This is a genomic window from Corynebacterium halotolerans YIM 70093 = DSM 44683 (genome assembly GCF_000341345.1).
Classification (GTDB): Bacteria; Actinomycetota; Actinomycetes; order Mycobacteriales; family Mycobacteriaceae; genus Corynebacterium; species Corynebacterium halotolerans.
In genome coordinates, this window is sequence record NC_020302.1 from 2,929,790 (window position 1) to 2,956,121 (window position 26,332).

Annotated in this window: 23 protein-coding genes; 9 read left to right on the forward strand and 14 right to left on the reverse strand. The window is 69.9% G+C overall.

Going from position 1 to position 26,332, the window contains the following annotated elements:
• Positions 1 to 48 precede the first annotated feature (48 nt).
• The 3 genes from A605_RS13360 to glf all read right to left on the reverse strand — a co-directional run bounded on the left by A605_RS13360 (position 49) and on the right by glf (position 2,868).
• Positions 49 to 735: a phosphatase PAP2 family protein gene (locus A605_RS13360; protein WP_015402040.1), complete on the reverse strand. Its 687-nt coding sequence runs from the start codon at positions 733 to 735 to the stop codon at positions 49 to 51.
• Between the two features lie 83 nt (positions 736 to 818).
• Positions 819 to 1,442: an arsenate-mycothiol transferase ArsC gene (locus A605_RS13365; protein ID WP_015402041.1), complete on the reverse strand. Its 624-nt coding sequence runs from the start codon at positions 1,440 to 1,442 to the stop codon at positions 819 to 821.
• 253 nt (positions 1,443 to 1,695) lie between these two features.
• Positions 1,696 to 2,868, reverse strand: a complete 1,173-nt coding sequence (gene glf / locus A605_RS13370; RefSeq protein ID WP_015402042.1) for a UDP-galactopyranose mutase — start codon at positions 2,866 to 2,868, stop codon at positions 1,696 to 1,698.
• A gap of 213 nt (positions 2,869 to 3,081) precedes the next feature.
• Here glf and A605_RS13375 point away from each other — a divergent pair, with 213 nt between their 5' ends.
• The gene (locus A605_RS13375; protein ID WP_027004436.1) at positions 3,082 to 5,223 is read left to right on the forward strand and encodes an N-acetylmuramoyl-L-alanine amidase; all 2,142 of its coding nucleotides are present in this window, start codon (positions 3,082 to 3,084) and stop codon (positions 5,221 to 5,223) included.
• Between the two features lie 343 nt (positions 5,224 to 5,566).
• Here A605_RS13375 and glpK read toward each other — a convergent pair whose 3' ends face one another.
• The 4 genes from glpK to serS all read right to left on the reverse strand — a co-directional run bounded on the left by glpK (position 5,567) and on the right by serS (position 10,258).
• Entirely contained in the window at positions 5,567 to 7,090 is a 1,524-nt protein-coding gene (gene glpK, locus A605_RS13380; RefSeq protein ID WP_015402044.1) for a glycerol kinase GlpK, read from the reverse strand.
• Positions 7,091 to 7,165: 75 nt separating this feature from the next.
• Positions 7,166 to 7,993, reverse strand: coding sequence for a Cof-type HAD-IIB family hydrolase (locus tag A605_RS13385; protein WP_015402045.1), 828 nt, complete (start codon positions 7,991 to 7,993; stop codon positions 7,166 to 7,168).
• 2 nt (positions 7,994 to 7,995) lie between these two features.
• Entirely contained in the window at positions 7,996 to 8,922 is a 927-nt protein-coding gene (locus A605_RS13390) for a lysophospholipid acyltransferase family protein (protein ID WP_034990985.1), read from the reverse strand.
• A gap of 76 nt (positions 8,923 to 8,998) precedes the next feature.
• Positions 8,999 to 10,258, reverse strand: coding sequence for a serine--tRNA ligase (gene serS, locus A605_RS13395; RefSeq protein WP_015402047.1), 1,260 nt, complete (start codon positions 10,256 to 10,258; stop codon positions 8,999 to 9,001).
• Positions 10,259 to 10,422: 164 nt separating this feature from the next.
• Here serS and A605_RS13400 point away from each other — a divergent pair, with 164 nt between their 5' ends.
• The 3 genes from A605_RS13400 (at position 10,423) to A605_RS13410 (ending at position 12,698) form a co-directional block, all read left to right on the forward strand.
• Complete coding sequence (locus tag A605_RS13400) at positions 10,423 to 11,193, forward strand: GntR family transcriptional regulator (RefSeq protein WP_015402048.1); 771 nt, start codon at positions 10,423 to 10,425, stop codon at positions 11,191 to 11,193.
• A 63-nt stretch (positions 11,194 to 11,256) separates the two neighbouring features.
• Positions 11,257 to 12,348: a septum formation family protein gene (locus tag A605_RS13405; RefSeq protein WP_015402049.1), complete on the forward strand. Its 1,092-nt coding sequence runs from the start codon at positions 11,257 to 11,259 to the stop codon at positions 12,346 to 12,348.
• 2 nt (positions 12,349 to 12,350) lie between these two features.
• Complete coding sequence (locus A605_RS13410; RefSeq protein ID WP_015402050.1) at positions 12,351 to 12,698, forward strand: metallopeptidase family protein; 348 nt, start codon at positions 12,351 to 12,353, stop codon at positions 12,696 to 12,698.
• 6 nt (positions 12,699 to 12,704) lie between these two features.
• Here the strand turns inward: A605_RS13410 and A605_RS13415 are convergent, their stop codons facing one another.
• From A605_RS13415 to pheA, 3 genes are read right to left on the reverse strand one after another with little or no spacing between them, the layout of a single operon-like run.
• Entirely contained in the window at positions 12,705 to 13,223 is a 519-nt protein-coding gene (locus tag A605_RS13415) for a DUF421 domain-containing protein (protein ID WP_015402051.1), read from the reverse strand.
• Between the two features lie 48 nt (positions 13,224 to 13,271).
• Positions 13,272 to 13,961 (reverse strand): histidine phosphatase family protein, encoded by a 690-nt coding sequence (locus A605_RS13420; protein ID WP_015402052.1) that lies wholly within the window; start codon positions 13,959 to 13,961, stop codon positions 13,272 to 13,274.
• Entirely contained in the window at positions 13,958 to 14,935 is a 978-nt protein-coding gene (gene pheA, locus A605_RS13425) for a prephenate dehydratase (protein WP_015402053.1), read from the reverse strand. Before pheA ends, A605_RS13420 begins: the two co-directional genes overlap by 4 nt.
• Positions 14,936 to 14,970: 35 nt before the next feature.
• Here pheA and A605_RS13430 point away from each other — a divergent pair, with 35 nt between their 5' ends.
• The 4 genes from A605_RS13430 to A605_RS13450 all read left to right on the forward strand — a co-directional run bounded on the left by A605_RS13430 (position 14,971) and on the right by A605_RS13450 (position 19,303).
• Positions 14,971 to 16,200, forward strand: a complete 1,230-nt coding sequence (locus A605_RS13430) for an amidase (protein WP_081602189.1) — start codon at positions 14,971 to 14,973, stop codon at positions 16,198 to 16,200.
• Positions 16,197 to 16,940, forward strand: a complete 744-nt coding sequence (locus A605_RS13435; RefSeq protein WP_015402055.1) for a CPBP family intramembrane glutamic endopeptidase — start codon at positions 16,197 to 16,199, stop codon at positions 16,938 to 16,940. The genes A605_RS13430 and A605_RS13435 overlap by 4 nt, the downstream gene beginning before the upstream one ends.
• 75 nt (positions 16,941 to 17,015) lie before the next feature.
• A complete protein-coding gene (locus A605_RS15150) occupies positions 17,016 to 18,473 on the forward strand; it encodes an LCP family protein (protein ID WP_081602144.1) in 1,458 nt (485 codons plus the stop codon).
• 365 nt (positions 18,474 to 18,838) lie between these two features.
• The gene (locus tag A605_RS13450) at positions 18,839 to 19,303 is read left to right on the forward strand and encodes an Hsp20/alpha crystallin family protein (RefSeq protein WP_015402058.1); all 465 of its coding nucleotides are present in this window, start codon (positions 18,839 to 18,841) and stop codon (positions 19,301 to 19,303) included.
• A gap of 403 nt (positions 19,304 to 19,706) precedes the next feature.
• Here A605_RS13450 and A605_RS13455 read toward each other — a convergent pair whose 3' ends face one another.
• The 4 genes from A605_RS13455 to A605_RS13470 all read right to left on the reverse strand — a co-directional run bounded on the left by A605_RS13455 (position 19,707) and on the right by A605_RS13470 (position 24,329).
• Positions 19,707 to 20,627, reverse strand: a complete 921-nt coding sequence (locus A605_RS13455) for a DUF5926 family protein (protein ID WP_015402059.1) — start codon at positions 20,625 to 20,627, stop codon at positions 19,707 to 19,709.
• A 28-nt stretch (positions 20,628 to 20,655) separates the two neighbouring features.
• Positions 20,656 to 21,372, reverse strand: coding sequence for a glycerophosphodiester phosphodiesterase family protein (locus A605_RS13460; protein ID WP_015402060.1), 717 nt, complete (start codon positions 21,370 to 21,372; stop codon positions 20,656 to 20,658).
• A gap of 5 nt (positions 21,373 to 21,377) precedes the next feature.
• Entirely contained in the window at positions 21,378 to 23,264 is a 1,887-nt protein-coding gene (locus A605_RS13465) for a pyruvate kinase (protein WP_015402061.1), read from the reverse strand.
• 90 nt (positions 23,265 to 23,354) lie between these two features.
• The gene (locus A605_RS13470) at positions 23,355 to 24,329 is read right to left on the reverse strand and encodes an L-lactate dehydrogenase (protein ID WP_015402062.1); all 975 of its coding nucleotides are present in this window, start codon (positions 24,327 to 24,329) and stop codon (positions 23,355 to 23,357) included.
• Between the two features lie 125 nt (positions 24,330 to 24,454).
• Between A605_RS13470 and A605_RS13475 the strand changes: the two genes are divergently transcribed.
• The gene (locus A605_RS13475) at positions 24,455 to 26,290 is read left to right on the forward strand and encodes an alpha/beta-hydrolase family protein (RefSeq protein ID WP_015402063.1); all 1,836 of its coding nucleotides are present in this window, start codon (positions 24,455 to 24,457) and stop codon (positions 26,288 to 26,290) included.
• The last annotated feature ends 42 nt before the right edge of the window (positions 26,291 to 26,332 follow it).

Consider the following 26,332-nt stretch of genomic DNA (forward strand, 5'->3'; position numbering starts at 1 on the left):
GTCGGAAATGGAGATTCCCGGCCCTCCGGCCCGCTCCACAACCAGCGGTCATCCGTGGCGATGCCGGGAACCCCGCCGGGGCTCCCGCGGCATTACCCCGTTGTCTCCCGGGTGCGGCCGGTGAACCGCCGACAGAACCCGCCCCGGACCACCATGGTCGGCACCCTCCCCGGGATGCCGGGCGGCGAGGCAATCCCCCACTGCACGGCGGAACAACCACCACGTGACGGCCGCGACCGCGGCGCCGAGGAGCAGGCCGGCGAGAATGTCCGTGAGCCAGTGGACACCCAGGTAGAGGCGCGTCAGTGACACCGCCACCGCCAGCACCCACGCCACACCGGTCAGCCACCGCGCCGGCACGGTCGCCGCGCGGCCACGCCCCAGCCACAGCGTGAGGATCATCGCCAGCGCGGCCACGCCCGTCGCGTGCCCGGAGGGCAGGGCGTGGTTGGTCTCCTCGGCCAATCGGTGCAGCTCGGGTGGTCGCTCACGGCCGATCACCGGCTTGAGGAGGTGGCTGGCGAGATTCGCCACGATGACGGCCAGCGGGAGAACGAGGGCCGGCCAGACCCGCCGCGTGCGTGCGGCGACGACCAGCGCGGCGAGGACCGCACACACAGTAATCGTCGTCGGCGTCGTGAGCGTGGTGAGCGCGGTGACGGCCGGGGTGAGCGCCTCGCTGCGGTGGTCGATCCACCAGGACCACACGGCGGCGTCGATGCCGCTGACGCTCATGCGGTGGGCATGAGGAAAGCCCCGGTGCCGGTCACCGGGGTTTTCGGGGGGCGGCGGATGCGCATACCCGCCAGTAGATCACATCAGGCTGCGTGAGCGACGGTCACCCCGAGCTCCTCGAGCAGGGGGCGGACGTGCGCCTCCACCTGGTCCGCGATCTCGCGGACCTTCTCGATCGGCTGGCCGGCCGGATCGTCGATGTCCCAGTGGATGTACCTGTCACCGGGGATGCCCGGGATGGAATCCACGCCCATGAGCACCACGATGTCGGAACGGTGCACGGTGCGCGGCACGATCTCCTTCTGGTACAGCATGTCGTGGCGGATCCCCCGCTCACCCAGCACCTTGAGCACGTTCGGATCGATGCCACCGACGGGGTTGAGCCCCACGGAACGGAAGACGACGGACTCACCCGCCAGCCAGAGGGTGATGGCGGCGGCCAGCTGGGAACGGCCGGCGTTGCGCTCGTCGACGTAGAGGATCTCCTGGCGACGCAGGTGCCTGAGGTCACGCTCGGCCGCCAACGCACACAGGCGCTCACTGGCCTCGCGCTCGACGAACACGGGCATGTAGGTCTGCATGCGGGAGGATTCGTTGCGCTCCGCGATGGTCTTGTCCAGCACACCGTCGATGGTCTGGGCGTCGAAGGCCTGCCCGTAGCGGCGATGCAGATCCTCACGGACAATGACGAAACGGTCGTCGTTCATGACGTTCACGCCTTTCTGTGCACGGGGGACACGGAAACCGCCTCCTGCGGAGACCCTTGATTCCCCTGTTGTTAACCTGCAGTTCACTTTACCCGATCGGAAAGGTGAGTCAACTCAATTTTCTCCCGAGATGTCATTTACCTCACTCATCCTAGCCCCGCGCCCGCCCCCGAGGTCGCCCGGAAAACCGCGACGGCCCCGTCCACCTCCTGATGGACGGGGCCGTCGAACGGGACAGCGGGCGCGAGCCGATTCAGGCGAGCGCCTCGACCAGCCTGTTGTCGAACATCGACAGCGCCGACGCGATCGCCATGTGCATGTCCAGGTACTGGTAGGTACCCAGGCGGCCGCCGAAGTGGACCTTGTTGTTCTCGGTCTCGGCCGCGGCCAGCTCCCGGTACGCCAGCAGCATCTCGCGGTCCTCGGGGGTGTTGATCGGGTAATACGGCTCGTCACCCTCCCCGGCGAAGCGCGAGTACTCCTTCATGATCACGGTCCTGTCGCTGGGGTAGCGGTCGTTGCGCTCGGGGTGGAAGTGCCGGAACTCGTGGATGCGGGTGTAGGGAACGTCGGCGTCGTTGTAGTTCATCACCGGGGTGCCCTGGAAGTCGCCGGTCTCGAGCACCTCGGTCTCGAAGTCGAGGGTGCGCCAGCCGAGCTCGCCCTCCGAGTAGTCGAAGTAGCGGTCGAGCGGCCCGGTGTAGACCACCGGCGCGTCCGGCGAGGCCGCCCGGACGTCGTCACGCACCTCGAACCAGTCGGTGTCGAGGCGGACGTCGATGAGTTCGTGGTCGGCCATGCGCTCGAGCCAGGCGGCGTAGCCGTCGACCGGCAGGCCCTCATAGGTGTCGTTGAAGTAGCGGTTGTTGAAGGTGTAGCGCACGGGCAGGCGCGTGATGTTGCCGGCAGGCAGGTTCCTCGGGTCGGTCTGCCACTGCTTGGCGGTGTAGTCGCGGATGAACGCCTCGTACAGCGGGCGGCCGATCAGCGAGATCGCCTTCTCCTCGAGATTGGTGGCGTCGGCCGGGTTCAGCCCGTCGGTCTGCTCGCGGATGAGTTCGCGCGCCTCGTCCGGGGAGTAGTAGCGGCCGAAGAACTGGTTGATCAGGCCGAGTCCCATGGGGAACTGGTAGGCGGTGCCGTCGTGCATGGCGAAGACGCGGTGCTGGTATCCGGTGAAGTCCGTGAACTGGTTGACGTAGTCCCAGACCCGCTTATTCGAGGTGTGGAAGAGATGGGCGCCGTACTTGTGGATCTCGATCCCGGTCTCCGGCTCCGCCTCCGAGTAGGCGTTGCCACCGAGGTGGCTGCGCCGTTCGACGATCAGCACCCGCTTGCCCAGCTGGCTGGCGGCACGTTCGGCGACAGTCAGGCCGAACAGGCCGGAACCGACGACGATGAGGTCATGGGTCTTCTCTTCCGTCATGGATTCGACCCTAACCGACGCCGTGGTGACCAGCACCGCAACACTCCGCCGACGGGGCGTGACGGGGACGACGTCCCACTGACCGGGTAATTCCCTTTCCGCCACAGATGAATCTTTCGTTAACACAAGTACCATCTATCCCACCGATGTACTATCGTGACCATCTGTTTCCACTAGTCACTTCCGTAACGCCAATTCCAGGGAGCATTAAACGTGCAGCAACGACGCCGACTTGCCGCGACTAAGCCGGCATGGTTCAGCCCGACGCTGGCAGTGATCCTGTCCACCGCCCTGGTGGTCGCCGCTGCGTTCGGCGGTAACCGCATCCTCAACACCCAGGGGGCCGGAAGCGGCCCGGTCGAGGCCTCCGAGGCCACCGTCTCCCTCGCCTCCGGTGAGAACGTCGTCGTCGACGACGCCGCCATCTCCGCCCAGTCCGGTGAGGGTGGCGAGCGCACCGTCAAGGAGTTCACCCGCGACGAGCAGTTCTCCATGTTCGCCCTGACCTGGTACGGCCATCAGGACATCGCGGCCTTCGTCCGCGCCGAGAACGCCGACGGCACGTGGGGGCCGTGGTACGCCGCCGACCCGTTGGCCGAGACCGGTCCCGACGGCAAGACCGGCACCGATCTGATCTACCTCGAGCCCACCAATAAGGTCCAGGTCTCCCTCACCGGCGTCGACCTCTTCAGCGACGAGACCGCCCCCGATGTCCAGCTGGAGGAGCAGCCCGTCAAACAGGCACCGGCCGAGCAGGCCCCCGCCCCGGCGGAAGCGGCGCCGACTGAGCAGGCTCCGGTCGAGGCACCCGTCGAACAGGCACCGGCCCAGGAAGCTCCGGCCCAGGAAGCTCCGGCCCAGGCTCCCGAGGCCGGGACCGCACCCGAGGAGGCCCCGGCCCCCTCGAACGGCACCGCCCCGCTGCCGTCCAACTACGGTGCCATCCGCCCGGTGGCCGACGTCATCGACGCCTCCGAGATCGAGGCCGTGTTCATCGACGGCAACGCCGCGGACGGCGGTATCGCCCTCGCGTCCGAGTCCACGACCTACGGCATGCCGGACGTGGTCACCCGTGCCGGCTGGGGCGCCAATGAGTCCCTCCGCTGCGACTCCCCGACCATCGACAACCAGGTCTCCGCCGTGACCATCCACCACACCGCCGGCTCCAACAACTACTCGCAGGTCGAGGCCGCCAGTGTCGTGCGCGGCATCTACCGCTACCACGCCTCGACCCTCGGCTGGTGCGACGTGGGCTACAACGCGCTCGTCGACAAGTACGGCACCATCTACGAGGGCCGCGCCGGTGGCCTGGACAAGGCCGTGCAGGGCGCCCACGTCGGAGGCTTCAACCAGAACACCTGGGGCGTGTCCATGATCGGCAACTACGACATCACGCAGCCCTCCCCGGAGATGATCCGCTCCGTCGGTGAGCTCGCCGGCTGGAAGGCCGCCATCTCCGGTTTCCATCCGAAGGGCACGGACCAGCACTACGCCGAGTTCAGCTTCGGCGGCTCCAAGTACGCCGCGGGTGGAGGCGGCACGTTCCCGAACATCAACGCGCACCGCGATTTCCACTACAACACGTGCCCGGGCCAGTACGGCTACGCCCAGATGGACAACATCCGCGACATCGCCGCGGACAAGTACCAGGAGATCGAGAGCGGCACCGGCGGTTCCTCGCCGAGCTCCTCCGCACCGGACGGCAGCACCACGCAGTCGTCGACCAGCTCCGCCTCCCCGGAGCCGACGGACACCGGGACGAATGAGCCCGCGCCGGAGCCGGGGCCCGCCCCGGGCACCCCGACCGCGCTGCTGAGCAGCATCGTCAACGGGGACGAGTCGGTCCTGACCACCCTCGTCGGTTCGCTGGCCGCCCTCGCGATCACGGCGGCCTTGTCCGACGGCGAGCTCACGGGCGGCAGCTCCCAGGTGGGCGACGTCGAGCTCATCGAGGGCCTGACCATCTCGGATCTGACCCCCATCATCAGCACGGTCATCTCCCTGTCCGGCGACAGTGAGATCGAGCAGGCCTGGAACCGCATCAACGCGAGCGCCGGCCCCGTCCTCGGCAGCCCGCGCGGCGGCATCGCCACCACCGGCTACCTGGGTGGTGACGCCCCCGTCGACTACGCGTTGTTCGACCGCGGCATCATCCTCGACTCCGAGGAGACCGGTACCAACGCCCTGTGGGGTGCGATCGCCGACGCCTGGGCCGGCCAGGGCTTCGACCTGGGCCCGCTGGGGCTGCCGCTGAACGAGGAGTACGCCGCCGGCGACCTCGTGCGCGTGGACTTCCAGGGTGGCTACGTCACCTACGACCCGGCCACCAACCAGGTCGACATCCAGCTGAACTAGGTGTGCCGGACCAGCCGCCGCCGCCCGACCACCGGGCCGCGGCGGCTTCGGTGTGCCTACAGGTGAGAGAGTGCGCAGCCGCGCACTCCTGTATGTCGACGGGGCCAGCGGGATCATTGCGGCGTTTCCCATGCGGTCAAGTTGCTCGATGGGAGCCGCTGAACCACGGACTGCATGGCGCAGGTCGCAGAGGACCGCCCGTTCGGGTTCCTGGCCGGAAGGTCCTCACCTGGAGAGGAACCGTCTCAGGCGGCGCCGGACCCCGACGGGGACAATCACTGACCACGTCATCGAGGGCACGGTGAGCAGGCCACGGATCTGAACGTCCGCACTCACCCCTCCCCTACTCCCCGTCCTCCCAGCCGTAGGAACGCTCGACCGCCCGATTCCACCCCGCGATCAGTCCGGACCGCTCCCCCACCGTCATCTCCGGCGACCAGGAGCGGTCCACCTCGGGCAGGGACGCGACATCGTCCAGCGAGGGCCAGTAGTCCGCCCCGAGCCCGGCGGCGAAGGCCGCGCCCAGCGCGGTGGTCTCGATATTGCGGGGACGGACCACCTCGGCGTCGAGAAGATCGGCCTGCATCTGCATGAGCAGCTCATTGGACACCATGCCACCGTCGACCCGCAGTCGCGTCAGCTCCACCCCGGAGTCGGCGACCATCGCCTCGACCACCTCGCGGCTCTGGTAGCAGGTGGCCTCGAGGGCGGCGCGGGCGAGGTGGCGGCGGTCGGTGAAGCGGGTCAGGCCGACGATGACCCCGCGGGCGTCGGCCCGCCAGCGCGGCGCGAACAGCCCGGAGAAGGCCGGCACGATGTAGACGCCGGCGGTGTCGGGCACCTCCGCGGCGAGCTTCTCGACGCCCGCCGCATCCGGGATGATGCCGAGCTGGTCGCGCAGCCACTGGATGAGCGAACCACCGACGGCGACCGAGCCCTCCAGTGCATAGACCGGCTCCTGTCCTTCGATCTCGTAGAGTACGGTGCTGAGCAGCCCGTGCGTGCTCACCTTCGGCTCGGCGCCCGTGTTGAGCAGCAGGAACAGGCCGGTGCCGTAGGTGTTCTTGGCGTCGCCCTCGTGGAAGCAGGCCTGGCCGAACATCGCGGACTGCTGGTCGCCGAGCACCCCGCGGATGGGCACCCCCGGCAGCGAGCCGCGGCGGCGCACCTTCCCGAAATCGCCGACGGACGGGCGGATCTCCGGCAGGATGTCCACCGGCACGCCGACGGCGGCGCACAGTTCGGGATCCCAGGCGCGGGTGCGCAGATCCATGAGCAGGGTGCGCGAGGCGTTGGTGACGTCCGTGGCGTGTACGGCCGCATGCCCCTCATCACCCTCCGCCCCACCGGTGAGGTTCCACAGCAGCCAGGTGTCGATCGTGCCGGCCAGCAGTTCGCCCCGCTCGGCGCGCTCGCGGGCGCCGTCCACGTGGTCGAGGATCCAGGCGATCTTCGGACCCGCCGGGTACGAGTTGACGAGCAGGCCGGTCCGCTTGAGCCAGCGGTCGGCCGGCCTGCCCCCGGTGTTCCCTGTGCGCGTGTCCTGCCACACGATGGCGTTGTGAATCGGCCGGCCCGTCGCCTTATCCCACACCACGGCGGTCTCCCGCTGATTGGTCACGCCCAGAGCCGCGACGTCCTCGGGTGAGACGTCGACGGCCACCATCGCCGCGGACACCGCCCTGCGGGTGTTGTCCCAGATCTCCAGGGCGTCATGCTCCACCCAGCCCTGCCGCGGCAGAATCTGGCGGTGCTCGAACTGGGCGGAGGAGACAACCTGTCCGTCGTGGTCGACGATGACGCAGCGTGTCGACGTCGTGCCCTGGTCGATGGCGGCCACGAACTGTTTCTGGTGGGAGACGGTCACGGTTTCAAGTCTCGCATGTGGGTGGGCCACCGGCAGGAAAAGCCGTCCCGCACGGGGTTTCGACCGGGGCGGTCCCTAGAACCAGCGTTCCAGTACCTGAGCGACCCCGCCCTCGTCGTTGGTGCCGGTGACGTGGTCCGCGGCCGCCTTGACCTCGTCGCGGGCGTTGCCCATGGCCACACCGAATCCGACCCACCGGAGCATCTCGATGTCGTTGGGCATGTCGCCGAAGGCGACGGTCCGTGTCTGCTCGATGCCGTGCAGCTCCGCGAGCGTCGACACCCCCAACGCCTTGGTCACCCCCGGGGCCGCGACCTCGATGAGCCCTTCGTTCATGGAGAACGTCACGTGCGCCTTGGACTCATCGACGTGCGGGGCGATGAGACCGTACATCTGCGGGGCGGTGAGATTGTCGTTGCGCAGGATCATCTTCACCGCCGGTTCGGAGACGACCTCCTCCTCGGTGAGCACTCCGAAGCCCTGCTCCGCCCAGGTGTGCACGTAGCCGGGTGAGATGACGAAGGTCTCGTCCTCCGGGTCGAAGGCGGAGGTGCCCACCCGTTCGCAGGCCACCGCCACTCCCCCGTGCGCGGCGAGCGCCCCGCGGGCCGCGGCCACGACGTCGGACATGGTCTCGGGCGCCAGCTCGTGGGCGCGCAGCACCTTGTCCTCGCCCGAGTCGTAGAGGACCGCACCGTTGGCGGTCACGCACACCGGGCGCACCGGCAACTGCTCGAGGACGGGGTAGATCCAGCGGTGCGGGCGCCCCGTGGCCAGGGCGACCTCGGCGCCGGAACGCACCGCGCGGGCGATGACCTCACGCAGCCGGGGAATCACCCGGTCCTGCGAGTTCAGGAGGGTACCGTCGATATCGCTGACCACCAGCTGGGGGGCGTGTTCCATGGCTATTTCCGGAACCTGTTCTTGAGCCGGTCGAGGAGGCCGAGGCCGTTGCCGAGGGCGGAGTCGGCCTTCCGGTTGAGCTTCTCGGCTGCCCGCTCGGACTCCTTCTCCGCCTTGGCCTCCTTCTTCGCCCGCTTGGCGGCCTTGACCTCGGCGTCGATACGCCCCGCCTCCTCCAGCGTCGGTGCGGAGCCGCCCATGCTGGCCGGGCGCCATGGCTCGCCGTCGGGGAAGGGCCCGTACTCGGCGTCGTACCCGGCACGGGTGACCTCGAGCAGTTCCTTCAGGGCGGTGCGCAGCCGCTCGGTCGCCTCCTCGGGGTCACCGGAGGGATCGACCGGGGCGCCGAGGCGGATGTGGATGGGGGTGTTCGTGCGGCCCAGGTGCTTCTTCTGCCCCTTGGGCCAGATGCGCTGGGAACCCCAGGTCACCATCGGCACGAGCGGCACCCCGGCCTCTGCGGCGATGCGCACGGCGCCGGTCTTGAGATCCTTGATCTCGAAGCTGCGGGAGACCGTCGCCTCCGGGAAGATGCCCACGATCTGCCCCTTGTTCAGCCGGTCGACCGCCTCCTCCCGGGACGCGGCGCCCGCGGAGCGGTCGACGGAGACGTGGTCCATGGAGCGCATGAAGGCCCCGATCACGGGCACCTCGAAGATCTCCTTCTTCGCCATGAACCGCACCAGCCGCCTGCCGCGCACGTGGCCGGGGATCTCCCCGAAGATGAAGTCGTAGTAGCCGGTGTGGTTCATCGCCAGCATGGCGCCGCCGGTCGTCGGCAGGTTCTCGGCGCCGAAGACGGTGATCCGGATGCCCTGGGCGCGCATGATCCCCTTGAGCGCTCGGATGATGAATCCGTTGTAGAAGCGCTCCTTCGACTCGGTGGGGTGCGGCGGCACCTCGGGCAGGTCGGCGGGCACGCGGAACATGCCGCCGCGGGTGGTGAACTTCTGCTCGGACAACTGACTCGACTCCTCTGACTCGGCCCTGCGGTTGTTTGACCTGCTATTTGACCGGCTCGAGGACGTCCTTGCCCACGAAGGGGCGCAGGGCCTCCGGCACGACGACCGAACCGTCGGCCTGCTGGTTGTTCTCCAGGATGGCGACGAGCCAGCGGGTGGTGGCCAGCGTGCCGTTGAGCGTGGCGACGGTCTGCGGCTTGCCGTTGGCGTCGCGGTAGCGGGTGGACAGGCGGCGGCCCTGGAAGGTGGTGCAGTTCGAGGTGGAGGTCAGCTCACGGTAGGTGTTCTGGGTGGGGATCCACGCCTCGGTGTCGAACTTGCGGGCGGCCGAGGCACCGAGGTCACCGCCGGCGACGTCGATGACGCGGTAGGGCACCTCGACGGCGGAGAGCATCTCGCGCTCCATCTCGAGCAGCTTCCGGTGCTGCTCCTGGGCGTCCTCGGGCCTGCAGTAGACGAACATCTCCAGCTTGTCGAACTGGTGGACGCGCAGGATGCCGCGGGTGTCCTTGCCGTAGGAGCCGGCCTCCCGGCGGAAGCAGGAGGACCAGCCGGCGTACTGGACGGGGCCGTCGGACAGGTCGATGATCTCGTCGGCGTGATAACCCGCCAGGGCGACCTCGGAGGTGCCGACCAGGTACAGGTCGTCGCGCTCGAGGTAGTAGATCTCGTCGGAGTGCTCACCGAGGAAACCGGTGCCCGCCATGACCTCCGGGCGCACCAGCACCGGCGGGATCATCAGCTGGAAGCCGGCCTCGCGGGCCTTCTGGGCGGCCAGCGTGAGCATGCCCAGCTGGAGGAACGCGCCGTCGCCGGTGAGGTAGTAGAAGCGGGCGCCGGAGACCTTGGTGCCGCGCTTCATGTCGATCAGGCCCAGGGACTCGCCGAGGTCCAGGTGGTCCTTCGGCTCGAAGTCGAACCGGGTGGGCTCACCGACGTGCTCAAGGACCACGAAGTCGTCCTCGCCGCCGGCCGGGGCGCCCTCGACGATGTTGGAGAGCTTCATCTGCAGCTCGGTGACCTTTTCCTCGGCCGTCCTCTGGGCCTCCTCGGCCTCCTTGACCTTGGCCTTGAGCTCGTTGGAGCCCTCCAGCAGGGCCGGGCGCTCCTCCGGGGAGGCCTGGCCGATCTTCCGGCCGAAGGCCTTCTGCTCGGCGCGCAGCTCATCGGCGGACTGGATCGCCCGGCGGCGGGACTCGTCGGCGGCGATGAGCTGATCGACCAGCTCCGGGTCCTCCCCACGGGTGACCTGGGAGGTGCGGACGACGTCGGGGTTCTCGCGGAGGAATTTCAGATCAATCACGGATATGAGCCTACCGCGCCGGTGGGGCAACCGGGCGAAGGACGGGCGGGGAACGGGACCCGATCCCGGCACGGGGAGACGGTGCCCCACGGAAGGCATACCGGCGCAGGGAACCGGTCCCGGAAATCTTGTACTGGTAATAACCACAATCGTAGAATGGGCACATGTCCCCGACGACCAGAAACGCCCGGATTCCGGAGTTGCCCGCCCGGACCATCACGGACGGGCCGATCCCGAAGCACGCCCAGCTGCGCGAAATCCTTGAGGAGCTGTGCGTCACGCAGCTGCGCCCGGGGGACCTGCTGCCCGGCGAACGCACCCTCGAGGAGACCTACGGCGTATCCCGCATCACGGTCCGCCGTGCCATCGGTGATCTCGTGGCCTCCGGCCGCCTGCGCCGTATCCGCGGCAAGGGCACCTTCGTCGCCCCGAACCCGCTGGTCTCCCGCCTGCACCTGGCGTCCTTCTCCTCGGAGATGCGGGCCCAGGACGTCGCGGCGTCGTCGAAGATCCTGCTCTCCGAACGCGCGGTGGCCCCCGAGGAGGTCACCGCCTTCTTCGGCCCCGGCCCCGGGGAACTGCACACCCACCTGCGCCGCCTGCGGCTCGGCGACGGCGAGCCCTATTCGATCGACGACGCCTGGTACAACTCGGCCCTCGTGCCCGACCTGCTGGAGAACGACGTCTACAACTCCGTCTACAACATCCTCGAGAAGCACTACGAACTCCCCGTCAGTGAGGCGGACCAGGTGGTCACCGCGGTCGCCGCCGACGAGTTGGCGGCCGCGCTTCTCGACGTCGCGCCCGGCACCCCGCTGCTGCACATCGTGCGGCACTCGCGCGCGGGAGACCGCCCGGTGGAATGGTGTTCCTCGGTGTACCGGACCGACCGCTACCGCCTGAAGACCCGGGTCACCCGAGCGCTGGATGTCTGAGTCCGCCCGATTCCGGTGGAAAGAATGTAAAATCGGCCCGACTGAGAGCAGAATGGGGCCATTATGACTTCCCGAGGATTCTGGCGGCCGGCGCGGTCGGCCACCGCCGTGCGCACCGGGCTCGTCGCCGCGCTGGCGGCCACCGTCGCCGTCGGCGCGTACGGCTACGTCTCCAACGGGGACGGTTCCAACCTGGCCAACGGCACGGGCACCACGACGTCGGCGCCCACGACCGGCCCCGGGGACGATTCCGCCGAGGACGCGGCGATCGCCCCCTTCACCACCGCCGACGTCGGCGCCTGTCTGACGTGGGACATCGACGCCGAGGGGGAGGTCTCCAACTTCGAGCAGGCCAGCTGCGACGAGCCGCACCGGTTCGAGGTCTCCGCCCGCGAGAACCTGGGCGCCTACCCCTCCTCCGAGTTCGGCTCGGACGCCCCCATCCCGGATCTGACGCGCCAGGCACAGCTGCGCGAGGAGCTGTGCCACACGCCCACGATCCGCTATCTCGACGGCCGCTTCGACCCCATCGGCCGCTACTCCATCGCCCCCATCCTGCCCTCCCCCGAGGCGTGGGAGGCCGGCGACCGGACGATGCTGTGCGGGCTCCAGTCGACCGACCCCGACGGCGTGCCCATGCTCACGGAGGGCCGGGTGGCCGAGCAGGACCAGGCACGCGTCGCCCAGCCCGGCGAGTGCGTCTTCGTGGACAATTCGCGTGCCCTGCGCATCGTCGACTGCACTGAGGACCACCACATGGAGACCACCGCGGTCGTGGATCTGCTGCCCGTCTTCCCGGACGGGGTGCCCAGCGTCGAGGATCAGGACGCCCACCTGGCCGACGTGTGCACCCAGGCGGCCATGGACTACCTCGGCAGCGAGGAGGCCCTCTACCAGTCGACGCTGCAGCCGTACTGGGGCACCATCCCGCAGGCCTCCTGGATCGGCGGCTCCCATTCGGTGAACTGCTCCCTGGTGCACGCCAGCGAGTCCGGCGGGTTCTCGGTGCTCAACGGTTCCGCCCAGGCGGGCCGGGAGGGCTTCACCATCGACGGCAACCCGCCCCCGCCGCAGCCGGAGCGCAACCCGCTGCGGTCCGAGGGCCAGAATCCGGCCGCCCCGGCCCCGGCGGCCGAAGCGCAGCCGGGGGCCTGAGCGTGATCGAGGTCAGCGACGAGCGCTTCGACGAGATGGTCGACGACGCCCTGGACAAGATTCCGGACGAATTCGCCCGGCACATGGGCAATCTGGTCATCCTGGTGCGTGACTTCAACGAGGAGAACCCCTCGATCCTGGGGCTCTATGAGGGCGTGGCCCTGACCGCGCGCACCTTCGACCACACCGGCTTCCTGCCCGACGCCATCTCCATCTACAAGGGCGCGCTCGAACGGTTCTGCACCACGGAGGAGGAACTCGCCCGGGAGGTGGAGGTCACCGTCTTCCACGAGGTGGGCCACTACTTCGGGATGGAGGAGGACGACCTGCACCGGCTGGGGTGGGGGTAGAAACAGCTACAGTTCCCCGGCCCCGTGCACGTCCTCCAGGGCGGAGCCGGAGCCGTACCGGCTGTCGGTGATGATGCTGAGCTTGCCGTTGGTCTCCAGCACCACCGCCTTCACCTTCGACAGATCCCCCGTGCCCTGTGAGCGCACGGCCTGGCGCAGCTCGGACTCGGTCAGGCGGCTGCGCCGCAGGGCTTCCTGCCTGATGTGTCCGTCGGCCAGCAGCAGCACCGGCTCTGCGGTGAGGACGTGACGGGTACGTGGCCAGCGGGAGGAGACGGTAGCCACGAGAAACTGCAGACCGGCCAGCAGCGCCAGGGCGGTCACGCCCTCGGTGAAGGACACGTCGGTACTGAGCAGGATGGTCGCCAGGGTCGAACCCAGAGCGACGGTGACAATGAAGTCGAAGGCGTTGAGCTGACTCAGCGTGCGTTTGCCCGACAGCCGAATGATGGCGACCAGGATTATGTAGGTCGCCGCTCCGATCAGGAGCACCCGCAGCACGTCACTCCAGGAATCGAACCACATGTTGGACACCTCCTATTCAAGTTGTGCGGCGGGTGGGCCGCCGCGGCCCTACAGCTGGTGTTCCAGGTCCGCCCAGCGCAGCAGCTCCCACTTCCCGAACTCGCGCCCGCCGGGTTCGAGCACGATGAAACGACAGTTGCCCAGGTAGCCGGCGAAGGCGAAGTCGGGGTCGACGCCTGCGGCGTGCGTGGCGATGGTGCGGATGGCGGCGCCGTGGCTGACCACCACGACGTCGTTCTCCTCCTCCGGGTCGGAGAGGTGTTCGGCCACCAGGTCCTCGAGCACCGGCCGGTAGCGGCCCAGCAGGTCAGCCAGGGTCTCCCCACCCGGTAGGCGGGCGTCCTCGTCCCCCTCGAACCAGCCACGCAGGGTCGCCGTGTAGTCGCGGTGGGCGTCCTCGTCGTTGTGCATCTCGTAGTCGCCGGCGAAGATCTCGTGGATGCCGGTGCGCACATCGATGCGCATGCTGTGTTCCGGCAGTCCGGCGGTCTCCTCGAAGGCCTGCATCGCCAGCCAGGCGGTCTGTTCCGCGCGCAGGGCCGTGGAGCAGACCACCGCCGCGAGCCGGCCGGCCGTGCTGTTGCCGGCGCGGCAGTACTCGACGAGCTCGTCGCCGACGTTCCACGCCTGGGCGCGGCCACGGTCGGTGAGTTCGGCGCCCGGTGGGCGGGTGTCGAGCTTGCGGGCGACGTTGCTGTAGGTCTGGCCGTGCCGCAGCAGAATCAGGCGACCGGTCATGAGATCTCCTTTCCTTCCCGCGCGGCGTCCACCCAGGTACTGGCCCGCTCCAGCCGGGCCAGGTCAGCCGCGAGGGCGTCCTCGCGACCGTCACCGGAGGCCGCCGGCCAGGAGCCGAGGAAGGTGATGTTCTCGGCGCGCAGCCACAGGGCCCGCAGCGCCTCGGCAAGGGGCGCGTCGTCGATGTGGCCCACCAGGTCCACATAGAAGTTGTAGGTGCCGAAGACCCGGCGCGTGGGGCGGGACTCGATGCGGGAGAGGTCGACACCGCGCTGCGCGAACTCGGTGAGCGCCCCGACGAGCGTGCTGGGCTCGTTGGGCAGCGTGAACACCACGGAGGTGGTGTCGTTGCCGGAGCGCGGAGTGGGCACGCCGCGGGGGCCGACGGTGACGAAGCGGGTGCGGGCCCCGCCGACGTCGGCGACGTCGGCGGCGAGCACCTCGAGCCCGAAGAGGTCCGCGGCGCGGTCCGGGGCCGCGGCGGCGTCGGCTCGTCCCTCGGCGACGGCCTCGGCGCCCGCCGCGTTGGAGGAGGCGGGGGTGTAGGCCGCCTCCGGCACGTGCTCGGCCATCCACTGGCGGACCTGCTGGTGGGCGACGGGGTGGGTGGCCAGGGTGCGCACGTCCGCCAGGCGGGTGCCGGGGCGCACCATGATGGAGAAGGCGATCTCGAGTTCGAGCTCGTGGTAGATCTGCACCCCGCCGCCGTCGGCGAGCGCGTCGAAGGTGGAGGTCACCGCGCCGTCGACGGAGTTCTCGATGGCCACACAGGCGAAATCGGCCTCCCCGTGGCGCACGGCGTCGATGGCCGCGCGCGAGGAGTTGACGGGCAGCTGGGTGATCTCCCCGCCACCGAAGGCCCCGGATTCCGCGAAGCGCAGCAGCGCGGCCTCGGTGAATGTTCCGGCGGGCCCCAGATAGGCAACGGTTGCGCCGGTCGCGCTGACGGCACTGGTGGTGCTGGAGGTGCTCATGGGTGTCCACCTTATCCAGCCGTATCCTGGGGCGCATGACCTCATCCGTGCGCGTCCTCGTCGACCGGCTCCGCGGCGGTGAACTCACCGCGGTCTCCCGTATCGAGGAGCTGGCCGGGGCGCTCGCCGGGCTCGGCCCCGCGGAGCACGGTTTCTCCCACCTCGACCTCGACGCCGCCCATGAGACGGCCGAACGGCTGGACGCGCTGCCCGCGGACCGGCGCGGCCGCCTGCACGGGCTGCCGCTGCCGGCGAAGGACCTGCACGACGTCGCCGGGCAGCCGACCACCCACGGTTCCGCCGCCCGCACGCGCCTGGCGGGGCGCACCGATCCGTTCCTGGCCGCGCTCCTGGCCGAGGGCGTGGTCATCCCCGGCAAGTCCGCCACCTGTGAGCTGGGGCTGACGATCTACACCGAACCCGCCGGGCTGCCCGCCCCGGACAATCCGCTGTGGCCGGGGCGCACCCCGGGCGGATCCTCCGGCGGGGCGGCCGTGCTCGTCGCCCGCGGCCTGCTGCCGGCCGCGCACGCCTCCGACGGCGGCGGGTCCATCCGGGTGCCGGCCGCCGCCTGCGGGCTCGTCGGCTTCAAACCCGCGGGCAACTCGGGGCTGTCCGTGCCGGGTTTTGTCACCCGCTCGCTGGACGACGCCGCGTTCCTCCACGGCCTCACGCCGGTCACCGGGCGCCGCCGGATCGGGGTGCTGACCCAACCGCTGTTCGCCGGCACGCCGGTTGATGCGGTGATGCTCGAGGCGGTGGGCGCGGTCGCCGACCGGCTGTCGGACGCCGGCCACGACGTCGTCGAGATAGCCCCCTACCCGCGGGTGGAGGACACCTTCGCGGCGTTCACCGCCCTGTTCACCGAGAAGCTGGCCCCGCTGCCCGACCCGGTGGACGGCATCGTCGGCTGGCTGCGTGAGCGCGGCCGCGCCGTGACCCCGGAGCGGCTGGCGGCGGCGCGCCACCACGCGGCGGGTCTGCCACGGTTGCTGGAACAGTACTGGGGCGTCGACGCGCTGCTGAGCCCGATGTTGAGCACCGATCCGCCGCCGGTCGGGCACCTCGCGGCACTCGAGCCGGCGGAGGATTTCCTCGCGCAGACCCGCTGGTCACCGTGGGGGTCGTTGTTCAACATGACCCGTGCCGCGGCGGTGAGCATCCCCTGGGCGGTGCCCGGCCGGCCGCCCGTCGGCGTGCAGCTGGGCGCGATCCGGCTTTCCGACGCCGCCCTGCTCGGCCTGGCCCGGGAGGTGCACCCGTGAGCGGGACGGTCGTCGACAAGCGGCGCCTGCGGGTCGAGGTGTTGCTGGTCCTGGCGGTCACCTTCGGTATCTCCGGGGTGCGCGCGCTGCTGCAGCTGATCGACGGGCTGCTCGCCCCGGCCGCCCTCAACGAGCAGACCGTGGCACTGAATGTCTCACAGTCGGAGCTGCTGTGGCTGGATCTGGCGCTGCAGCTGTGCTCGGCGGGCGTGCTCTTCGCCTACGGCGGGCTGGCGCTGTTCCTGCTGGCCGGCGACGGGCTCCGGGCGCTCCGGCCCCGCTGGTCGGACCTCGGCTGGGGCGCGGGCCTGGCGGCGGTCATCGGCCTGCCCGGTCTGGGACTGTACGTCTTCGCGGTGCAGACGGGACTGTCGCGGCAGGTGGTGCCCACCGGGATGGAGCACGCGGCCATCGAGGTGCCGGTGCTGCTGCTGTGGTCGGCGGCCAACGCTTTCGGCGAGGAGACCGTGGTGGTGATGTACCTGATGTCCCGGCTGCGGCAGCTGGGCTGGGGCCTGCCCGCCATCCTGGCCGCCTCCAGCGTGCTACGCGGCAGCTACCACCTCTACCAGGGGGTTTCCGCCGGTTTCGGCAATATCGTCATGGGTGTGGTCTACGGCTTCTTCTACTGGCGGACGGGGCGGGTGTGGCCGTTGGTCATCGCGCACTTTTTCATCGACGCCGTCGCCTTCGTCGGCTACACCGCCATCGACGGGGATCTGAGCTGGCTGGGGCTGTAGAAACGCCCGCTCCGCTTCGTCACAATCGCCCCACTAATACCTCTGGTCGCGTTTTCCCGCGATACCCTGAGACGCATGGATGAACGCGGACGCGACGATCGCCCGGGCCGGAGGTATCCCGGCCACCAGCGCCCCGGGGCCGATCCCGGTTCCGGTGCCGGTCCCGGTGGCCCCCGGGATCCCCGCGAGGAGCGCCTCGGCCGCCGCTCGAGCGATCCCCGGGACTCCGGTGACGTGGTCCGCGGCCGTGACGGCCGTCCGCTCGTCGACCGCTTCGGCCGCCCGGTGCGCCGCCGGCCCCAGCCGAAGCGGCCAACGGAGCGTCGGCCGCGACGGGACGCCGCCCCTGGTGCGGGCGCCGCAGGGGTGTCGGCCGCGGGCGCCGCGGGGGCTCCCCCGGATCAGACCCGTTTCGACCTGCCCCGGGACCAGGGCCCTGCACGGCAGGTACCGCCCCCGCACCACCCGGACGCCGGCCGCCCGCGCCAGTACATCCCGTCCCGGCAGCCGCAGCGCCCCGCGCCGCACTCCCCGGATCCCCGCCAGTCACCGCAGCAGGCCCCGCCCCGGTCACTGCGTCGGCGCCCGGCACCCGGCCCCCGACCCCGGCGACGGCCCCGGCTGCGCCTGCCGCGGCCCCGCGGGTGTCTGGGCGGACTCGGCTGGGCGGTGGCCATCGTGGTGGTATTCACCCTGGCGCTGTCCCTGTGGGCGGATTCGCGGCTGACGCGTATCGACGCCACCCCGGACCAGCAGGTAGCCGACACCGCCGGCACGAACTGGCTGCTGGTGGGATCCGATTCCCGCCAGGGCCTGTCCGAGGACGAGGTCGCCCGGCTCGGCACCGGCGGCGACCTGGGGGTCGGGCGCACCGACACGATCATGCTGCTGCATATCCCGCTCACGGGCCCGGGGCGATTGGTCTCGCTGCCGCGCGACAGCTACGTCACCATTCCCGGTTACGGCCAGAACAAGATCAACGCCGCCTTCACCTTCGGTGGCCCGAAGCTGTTGACCACCACGGTGGAGCAGGCGACCGGCCTGCACATCGACCACTACGCCGAGATCGGCATGGGCGGGCTGGCCAGCGTGGTCGACTCGGTCGGCGGCGTCGAGATCTGCGTGGACTACCCCATCAACGACCCGCTGGCGAACCTCAACATCGAGGCCGGCTGCCAGGAGATGGACGGGCCCACCGCCCTCGGATTCGTGCGCACCCGCGCCACGCCCCAGGGCGACCTGGACCGCGTGGAGCGCCAGCGGCAGTTCTTCTCCGCGCTGATCGACAAGGTGACCTCCCCGGGCACCCTGCTGAACCCGTTCCGCCTGGTCCCGCTCATCGCGGACACGGCGGGCACCTTCACCGTCGGGGAGGGTGACCACGTATGGCACCTGGCCCGGGTGGCGCTGGCCATGCGCTCCGGGGTGGAGACCGAGACCGTGCCCGTGGCCGGTTTCGCGAACTACACGGTGGGCAACGTCGTGATCTGGGACGAGGCCGGCGCCCAGGCGCTGTGGGACTCCATGCGGTAGCCACCGGGGGCTGCCACCCCTGGCAGCGCTTTTGTTAGAGATCACGCGGATGGAGGGTGCGCGTGGTGGGGAGGTCGTCGGAAAAACCTTGTCCGACCGGCGAAAAATGAGCACCAAGCGTCTCGGTTGGTCGACTACAAGAGGATCCCGCTGGAGTGCGTGATCCTCGGGACCAACCACCATTCCTCACCCCTGCCGCGCCCGATGCCGGAAAAACTCGACTCAACCCTGCTATTCCCCCTCTAAAATTTACTCTCCAGACCTAGCACTCCGAAGCGGATAGTGCTAATATGAGGGCCAGTTGGGGGACGCACCCAACGGCTACGCCTAGTCAGCTGTCAGACGGTTGTTTGATGAAGGAGTTGATGAAGATGGCCATGAGCATTGATGATGTGGTCCGGGAATTCGACCGGCTCGCAAACGGCATGTGGAGCAACAGGAACGGCCTGCGGACCATGCCGATGGATCTGTACCGCGACGGTGACCGCTACGTGCTGACCGCCGATCTGCCCGGAGTGGATCCAGGTTCAGTCGACATTGACGTCGACGGGCAAGTCCTGACCATCCGCGCTGAACGGACCCTCCCCACGGCAGAAGGCGTCAGTTGGCTGAGCCGTGAGCGTCAGAGCGGTTCGTTCTTGCGGCAGCTCAGCCTGGGCGAAGGTATCAATGTCGACAACATCTCCGCCGAATACGCCAACGGTGTGCTGAGTGTGACATTGCCTGTGACCGAACGGGCTAAGCCGCGCAAGATCGAAGTAGTCACCGGTCGAGACAACGTGCTGGAAGAGGCACCGCACAGCAAGGAGCAATCTGCCCTCGAGCAGTAGGCTGCTGGCACCGGAGGCGGTGGCGCGGTCTCGGTCTGGCGCCACCGCTAACTTGTTCACAGGCGCAGGCATGTACCGGAGGATGACGACGCACAAGGACACGACCATCCCACCGTTCTCGCCTGAGGCCGACGACGTCGATCGTCTTGAACAGGTTCTCCCTGCAGCTCCCGACACGGACGGCGGCGCTGATCCCCCCCCTCCCCCGGCTCGGTGGTGTCCTGGGCATAGACGTGCGGGACGCCTTCTCGTTGAGGGCGCCGCAGCACCAGTCGCCCGAGATCGCACCCGCAATGAGCTGACCGGGAATGGGTTCGGTTCACACTCCCCACTTGGCCGCTCAGCCGCCGAATGATAAGGGGCCGGTGCCCGATGGCACCGGCCCCTCCTGTGAGTCCCCGCGCTAGCGGATGGTGACCTGGCGGGACTTGATGTTCTGCAGCTGCCGGTGCTCGTCGGCGGTCAGCTGGGCGTCGTTGGTCAGTTCCTTCTCCAGCGCCTCGTTGACGCGCTCGAGCTCGGCGGCGTAGGAGTCGAACGGCGCCTCCGGATCGAGGTCGAAGACCGGGGCGACGATGCCGTGGGTGCGGAACACCCCGGCGAATTTGGTGCCCTCACCGAGGTTGAGTTCGCCGCGGGCGGCGACGCGCGCCAGGGACCGCAGGATGGCGTCCTCGTTGTCGTCGACGCGCACCCAGCGGATGTAGGCCTTGCCGCCGCCCGGGTTGGCCCACCAGACGGAGCCGGGCACGTCGGCGCGCACGCGGTGGGACTCGATGACGGCGTCGTTGGCGTTCTGCATCGCCTGGCGGGTCGCCAGGTCGACGTCGGCGCCCTCGGGCAGCCACCAGTCGAAGTCCTGGTGCTCGACGACGTCGAGCTCAGTGGCCGGGTCGAGGAACTCGCTCAGCGGCGGCTCGGTGCCGTCGGCGATGGTGGAGCCGAGGCTCTGGCCCGGCTGGGCATCCCTCACCCAGTTCAGGGTGTAGGCCAGGTCGCGGCCGGGATTGTGACTGCGGGACTGCACCTGCAGGGCCACGAGGGCGCCGCCCCCGTACTGGGCCTCGCGGATGAGCGCGGCACCGCCGCCGGGCAGGACGGTCACGACGTGGACGTCACGGTCGATGCCCTTGACGTCCAGCTTGGCGACGGCCGAGGGCACGAACTCCTGCAGCGCCACGAGGTCGGCCTCGGCGGCGAGACCACCGTAGGGGCGGGGGTCCTTCTCGAGGGCGGCACGTTCCGCGGCGCGGGCGGCGAGCTTGGCCTGGCGGCGGCTCATGCCCTCCGGCAGGTCGTCCTTCTTCTTGTTCTTCTTGGCCATGCCCACCAAGATACCTGCCGCACCGGGGTCAGCGCCCCAGCACCTCGAGTGCCGTCCCGGGCTCGTCGGTGGCCACCAGGTCGACGCCGTGGTCGCGGGCCCAGCGCAGGTCCTCCGGTTCATTGACCGTCCACAGATAGGTCGGCAGGCCGTGGCGTCCGATCAGGCCCGGGTTGGCGCGTGCCCGCTCCAACGACAGCCCGAGGCCGGTGGGTCGTCCCAGATGGAGATCCACGGGGTTGAGCCGGCGCTCGACGCGGCGGCGCAGCCGGATCCGGTCGAGGTGCGGGGCCAGCGCCCGCAGCCGGACGATCGCGGGCTGGGAGAAGGAGATGACGTGGATCCGCGGGTCGTCGTAAAGACCGGCGTAGCGCAGCCGCATGAGCACCTGCTCCTCGACGATGCGCCCGTGGGGCACCGGGTGCTTGGTCTCGATGTAGAGGTGGTGCTCCGGGTGGTCGGCGAACAGTTCCAGCAGCTCGTCGAGGGTGAGCACGGACTGCGGCGACGACTCGGTGCCGAAATTGAACTCCCGCAGTTGGGCCAGCGTCAGCTGCGCGACCTTCCCGCGCCCGTCGGAGACGCGGCCGATCTCCGCGTCGTGGACGACCACGAGCTTCCCGTCGCGGGTCAGCCGCACGTCGCACTCGATCCCGTGGACGGGCAGCTCGAGCGCCTTCTCGAACGCCACCCGCGTCAACTCGGGGTAGCGGCCGGAGTAGCCGCGGTGGGCGATGATCTCCACGCGCCCTACTCCTCCCGGTCCCAGCTGCCGATGCGCCGCAGCAACTGCCGGTTCTTGCGCTGGGAGCGGCCGAGCCGGGTGGACATCCGATGGAGGATGTTGATCGCGTCGGTGATGTGCGGGCCCTTGTTGAGCATGACGCACTCGGCGCGCAGGGCGTAGGCGGCGTCGGTGATCTCGGCGCGCGAGGGCAGACCGGACTTCGCCAGGTTCTCGAGCACCTGGGTGGCCAGGATCGTGGGGATGTGGCCGGCCTCGGCCATCTGGGCGATCAGGCGCGGGACCTCCGCCATGCGCGCGAAACCCAGCTCGACGGCCAGATCCCCGCGGGCGATCATGATGCCCAGGTTGGCGTGCCGCATGCCCGCCAGCAGGACGGCGGCCAGGTTCTCGTAGGCGGGGATGGTCTCGATCTTGAGCACCACGCCCAGGTTGCGCACCCGCTCACCGGCCTCGGCGCCGTCGGAATCCTCCACCTCGGCGGCGATCTGCTCCAGCTTCTCCAGCACGAAGTCGACGTCGTCGGCGTCGCGGATGAAGGAGACGTTGACGATGTCGGCGTGCCGGGCCACGAAGCGCAGCGCGGCGAGGTCCTCGTCCGTCAGGCTCGGCAACGGCAGGTGTGTCTCCGGCAGGTTGATGCCCTTGTGGGCGGCCAGCTTGGTGCCGTCCGGCCCGGCGAAGGTGATGTCGAGGTCGATCTCGGTGTGTCCGGCGTCGGTGGTGCGCTTGTCGACGGCCTCGGCGGCGATCGCGCCGTCGTCGAAGAGCACCCGCTGGCCGACCTCGACCGCGGCGACGGCCTCCGGCAGGGTGCAGCTGATGCGCGGGGTGGTGTCCGGGTGCAGCTCGGCCGGAACCTGCTCGTCGGTGAGGATGAGACGGTCGCCGGTGTGCAGCAGCAGCTTCTGCTCCGTGGGTGGGACACCCGACACCCGGGTCCTGCGCCAGTCGTGCTCGAGCAGGGTCGAGTTGGAGATGTAGGCGTTGCGGCGCCCCTCCGCCAGCACGGCCAGCTGGTCACCGGTGTCGACACGGCTGACGGTGAAGACGCGCTTGGAGTCGCGGTTGTCGATCAGGGAGATCACGCTGTCGACCGCCAGGTCGGCCAGCCACTCGGCATCGACCTGCAGCGGCAGGGCGGGCCGGCCCGGCAGATTCTCGGGCACCGGGGACGGCTCCTCCCCGGTGGGCGTCAGCCACAACTTGGAGGGCGTGAGCACCTGGCCCGCCTTGGTGCGGGTGACCCGGGCACGCCCCACGGCCGGGCCCGGCACGATCGCGCCGGTGCGCAGCTTCGGGCCCGCCAGATCCATGGACACCCGCACGTCACGGCCCTGCTCCTCGGCCGCGGCGCGGACGTTGGCGATCATCCGCGCCCAGGTGTCCTCGTCGTCGTGGGCGCAGTTGATACGGGCCAGCTCCATGCCGGCGTCGACGAAGTCGCGCACCAGGTCCGGGTCGTCGGCGGCCCCGGTCGGCAGCGTCACCATGATCCGGGAGTGCGTCTCGTCGGAGGACTCCCCGAACAGCGTGGTGGCGTGGTCCTCCAGGACGTCGTCGGCGCGGGCGAACGCGTCGTTGAGCTCGACGGCCTCGTACTTCAGATCCTCCCCCGCATAGGCGGACAGCACGTTGCGCGCCGCCTGCAGACGCGCCAGCACCGACGGTTCCGTCGTCGTCAGACGGGTCGCGCCCAGGGAGGCCAGCCCGGCCTGCAGGGGACGCATGTCCCGCTGGCGCAGAGCGGCGTAGTGGAGGAGGTTCCGGGCCCCGTGGCGGTGCGTCCCGGCGACCCGGTCGATGGCCTCCCGCTGGGAATCGGCCTCCTGCTCGAGGGCCTCGATCGTGTCATCGACCTCGGTGATCAGTTCCTGCAGCCTGGTGTCCACGTGTCATCCTCCGGATGGGTATGTGTGCTGCACCCATTGTGCCCCCGGACGGCCCGGTCGGCATCCCCCCGACAGGGACGGCGCCGGACATCACGGCACCTCCCCCGCATCGGGCGATCCGGGGAAGAACCGTTCCCGGATGGAACTCAGGGTGTCCGCGGAACGGGTGAAACGTTCCTGCTCGCGCGGGGTCAGCTCCAGCTCGACGATGCGTCGGACGCCGCGGCGGTTGATGATCGCCGGGGTTCCGATGTAGATGTCCCGCTGCCCGTACTGGCCCTCCAGGCGGGCGGACACCGGCAGCGCCACATCCTGGTTCTGGACGATGGCGCGGGTGATGCGCGCCAGCCCCATGCCGATGCCGTAGGAGGTCGACCCCTTGGCGTCGATGATGCGGTAGGCGGCGTCGCGGGCCTCCTCGAAGATCTTCTCCAGGCGCCCCTCGAGGGTGGGATCCTTCGCCAGCTGCGCCCGCAGGGGCACCCCGGCGATCGTCGCCGAGGACAGCACCGGCAGACCCGTGTCCCCGTGCTCGCCGATGATGTAGGCGTGGATCGAGGTCGGTGCGACCTCGTGGAGTTCGCCGAGCAGATAACGGAAACGGGCGGAGTCGAGCACCGTGCCGGAGCCGATGACCCGCTCCGCCGGCAGACCCGAGTACCGCCACACGGCATAGGTGAGGATGTCCACCGGGTTGGCGGCCACCAGGAAGATGCCGTCGAAGCCGCTGGCCATCACGTCACCGACGATGCTCTCCATGATCCGCACGTTCCGGTCCACCAGCTGCAGCCGGGTCTCGCCGGACCGTTGGGCCGCCCCGGCGCACAGGACGACGATCGCGGCGTCGGCGCAGTCCCCGTAGGTCCCCTCGGTCACGCGCGTGCGGGACTCCGCCCACACCACCCCGTGGTTGAGATCCATGACGTTGCCGCGCAGCTTCCGCTCGTCGAGGTCGATGACCGCGAGATGATCGACCGTGCCCTGGTTGACCAGCGCATAGGCGTAGGCGACGCCGACGTCCCCCGCCCCGACGAGCACAACCTTGTTTCCGACCGTTTCCTTCATGACCGCTGCCTTCCCGGCGGGTGACGGAATCACCGCGCCCTCCTGCCCGGTGTCGCCCCTCCGAGTGTAGGCACCCTGCCCGCCCTGCGCTGCGGGAAACAGTGGTCTCTGCCAGAATCGGCGGCATGCCGAAGTCTCGCCGGGCCCTGGCGCGCAGGGTACTGCTGAAGACGGTCTCCGGCCTGCTCACCGGGGCGGTCTTCGCCCTCGAGGTGGTCACGGATCTGACCCCCGGGGTGCGGATGACCACCCGCCGTCGCCTGCCGAACAACATGGGCGCCGGCATTCTCGGGGCCGAGGTGGCGACCTGGTGGGCGATCTCGCCCTCCCTGCTGCCCCGGCCCTGGTGGATCACCGCCGCGAACGTCGCCATCTGCCAGGGTGTCGGCCACGTCACCGCCGCCGGGGCCGCCTGGGGCCTGGGGAAGCTCACCGCGGCCGCGGGCCGGCGCCCGCCCACCCATCTGACGACACCGTCGTTGAGCACCACCCACGTCACGCTCGCCGCGGTCACCGCGGTGGCGGCCGTGCTGAGTCTGCGCCGCCAGGGCCAGCAGGCCGACCTCATCGGCGCGCGCAACCGGCGGGGTCCCCGGCACGCGCTGGTCGGCACGGCCGTCGGCACCGTCGGCTACGGCGCGCTGCTGCTGCTCGGCGAGGCCGCCCAGCAGGGCGTGGACCGGATGAGCCGTCGGCTGGGGTACTTCCTGCCGCCGTGGCTGAGCTGGCCCCTCGCCGCTGCGACAGTGGGGGCGCTCGCCGGGGTCGCCAGCGACCGGGTGCTGCTGCGCCGCTTCCTCGCCCGCGCGGCCCGGCAGGCGGAGCTGGTCAACCGGGCGGTCTTCCCCGGCACGAGCATGCCCTGGGAGCCGGAGCGCTCGGGCAGCCCGTGGTCGCTCGAGGCGTGGACGGCCGTCGGCTCGCAGGGCCGGGCGCTGCTCTCCGGCGGGCCGCGGGCGCGCAATATCGCCGAGGTGACGGGACTGGACTTCGCGCGCGAGCCCATCCGTATCTTCATCGGCCGGGTGCCCGGGCGCACGCTGCGCCAGGCGGTGGACCTGACGCTGGCGGAGATGGACCGCACCGGCGCCTTCCACCGCGACACCCTGGTCATCCAGACCTCCGCCGGCACAGGCTGGATCGCCGACTGGTCGATGGAGGCGGTGGAGTTCCTCACCGGCGGCAACTGCGCAACCATGGCGCTGCAGTACTCCTACCTGCCGAGTGCCTTCTCCTACTTCGACGACCGCGAACTGCCCGCCACCGCCGCACGGATGCTCATCACCGCCGTCCTCGAGCGACTGGAGCGCCTGCCGGAGGACAACCGCCCGAAGATCTACGTGGCGGGCGAATCCCTCGGTGCCTACGGAACGGCGGCCGCCTTCGAGGACCTGGATGACCTGCTCAACCGCGTCGATGGCGCGGTGCTCAGCGGCGCCCCCCGGTTCACCCGCCTGATCGCGGATCTGACGCGGCGCCGCGAGGACGGCTCCCCGGAACGGCTGCCGATCGTCGACGGCGGCCGCCACGTCCGCTTCGTCGCCCACCCCGCCCATCTGCGCCGGGACTTCACCGGACGGCCCTACCGGCGGGCCTGGGACCACCCCCGGGTGATCATCGCCCAGCACGCCTCCGACCCGGTCGTGTGGTTCCACTCCCGGTTGTTCTGGCGCCGCCCCGACTGGCTGACCGAGCCCGGCTCGCGCGGCATCCCCGCCCCGCCCGGTCAGCACCTCGACGTCTTCCCCGGGATGCGCTGGGTGCCGTTCATCACCGCCTGGCAGGTGGGCCTGGACCAGCTGACCTCGACGACCTCACCGAGCGGGCACGGGCACAACTACCACGCCGAGATGCTGTACTACTGGGCCGCCGTCCTCGGTGAGGGCGTGCGGGTGGAGCTGACCACCGATGTCGTCGCCCGCGCCGAGCGGTGGATCCGCACGCACTCGGTGCGGCGGTAACACCGTGCCCGGGCCCCCTGATCAGTCACCGTCACCACCGCC